At 77.1% G+C, this 1,643-nt stretch carries 1 protein-coding gene and 2 pseudogenes; 2 read left to right on the forward strand and 1 reads right to left on the reverse strand.

Annotated features, from left to right (window positions below; genetic code table 11):
• Window positions 1-393 (reverse strand): annotated as a pseudogene (locus BI06_RS51585) (hypothetical protein); the annotation flags it as partial.
• A 267-nt stretch (window positions 394-660) separates the two neighbouring features.
• Between BI06_RS51585 and BI06_RS34875 the strand changes: the two are divergent.
• Together BI06_RS34875 and BI06_RS51590 are read left to right on the forward strand one after the other, a co-directional pair.
• On the forward strand, window positions 661-1,209 hold the full coding sequence (locus tag BI06_RS34875; protein WP_051742603.1) for a sigma-70 family RNA polymerase sigma factor: 549 nt from the start codon (window positions 661-663) through the stop codon (window positions 1,207-1,209).
• A pseudogene (locus tag BI06_RS51590) lies at window positions 1,206-1,643 on the forward strand (hypothetical protein); the annotation flags it as partial. The gene BI06_RS34875 and the pseudogene BI06_RS51590, both read left to right, overlap by 4 nt.

A 1,643-nucleotide genomic window follows, 5' to 3' on the forward strand; every position in this document is an offset into this window, starting at 1 on the left:
GGCCGAGGGCTCCGGGGCGGGAGGGGAGCTCGGCGGGCCGTCGGTCGGGTCGGCGGCCCCGGGCGCGACGGTCGTCACCGTCGCGGCGGGGGCGGCGGCGTTCGGTGCGGCGTGCGGTGCGGCTCCGTTCCCGGTGGGCAGCAGGGCGGAGCCGAGGGCGACGGCGCCGACCAGCGCGGCCGCGGCCGCCGTGGTGGTCCAGACCCGGGCCTGCGGCAGGAGCCCGCGCGGCGGGTTCGGGGTGTGGCGCAGGAAGCTGTCGGAGAAGCGTGCGGGCGCGGGGTCCGGGCCCGCGGCCGGTGTGCCGCCGTCCCGGTGCGGCCGGGGCGCCGGAACGGGCGGGGACTCCCTGTCGGGCACGGCGGTTGACGGCGGGTCGGGCGGTCCGGACACGTGGCCTCCAGGGCGAGGGCGGGCGCTGGGGATGTTCCTCCGGCCGTCCGGCCGCAGCGTGAACCAGGGGTGTCCTGCGCGTGGCGGCGCTCCGACATTCATGGCGTGTCCATCTCATGAAAGACGGGGGTGGCCCGGAGTTCACCGGAGGATCGGCCGCCCGTTCCCCTGCGGCGCTACGGTGACGGCCGTCCGGGGACGGACCCGTGATCCACCCGAGGACGCGGCACCGTCCGGACCGGTCCCGCGAGAGAGCAAGGCACCAACATGGCGCAGACAGCCGACGAGGCCCGGTCGGGGCCGACCGCCGCACCGTGGGCGGAACTCCTGCTGGCCGAACGCGAAGTCCTGTTCCGCTTCATCAGCGGGCTCAGCGACAACGATCCGCACCGGGCGGAGGACATCGTCCAGGAGGCGATGTTACGGGCCTGGCAGGCCGCCGAGGCCCTGGACTGGGACAGTCGGCCGATCCGGCTGTGGCTGTTCACGGTCGCCCGGCGCCTGCTGATCGACGAATGGCGCAAGAACCGCGCGGTGCCGGTCGGCATCGCGGTCGAGGGCTTCCCGGCCCCCGTGGCGGCGGACGCCGCCGACCCGTCCGACCGGATCCTCGACCGGCTGGTGCTGGTCGACGCGCTCCGCTCGCTCGACCGCATCCACCAGGAGGCCGTGGTGCACGTCCATCTCCTCGGGCGCCCCGGCGCGGAGGTCGCCCGCGCCGTCGGGATACCCGTCGGGACCCTCAAGTCGCGTACCCACCACGGCGTCCGGTCGCTGCGCCGGCACCTGGTCGACCGGGGCGCGGTCGCCTCGTGACCGTCGCCGCCCTCCGTTCCGCGACCGGAGCCTCCTCTGTCGCAACCGTCCGTTCCGCCGCCGCCGTCGCGGCGTTCCCGCCGTCCGGCCTGCTGCCCGCGATGCCCGGCACCACAACGCTGATCGGCATCGGCGGGGTGCTGGTGCTGCTCGCCGTCCTCGCCCACCTCACCGCCCGCCGGGCGGGCGGCCGGCGGGCGTTCCGGCGCCGGCTGCGCCGCGAACTCGCGGCGACAGCGGCCGCGTTCGCCGCCCCGTTCGCGGCTCGCCTGCGGTACGGGCGCCAACTGCGCACCGTCCGGCTGCTGCTGGCCGACCGGGCCGGCTGGGCCGACGCCGAGCGGGCCGTCCTCGACGCCGGACGGGTGGCGGGGGCGCGCCCGTACGCCGTGCTGCTCGGCGCGCACACCGTCGGTGTGCTGGTGTCCTGCGGC

The organism is Kitasatospora sp. MBT66 (assembly GCF_000710405.2).
Taxonomy (GTDB): Bacteria; Actinomycetota; Actinomycetes; order Streptomycetales; family Streptomycetaceae; genus Kitasatospora; species Kitasatospora purpeofusca.

Excerpts from the sequence above, each read along its gene's own strand:
- BI06_RS34875 (WP_051742603.1), top strand. The coding sequence starts at position 661 with ATGGCGCAGACAGCCGACGAGGCCCGGTCGGGGCCGACCGCCGCACCG.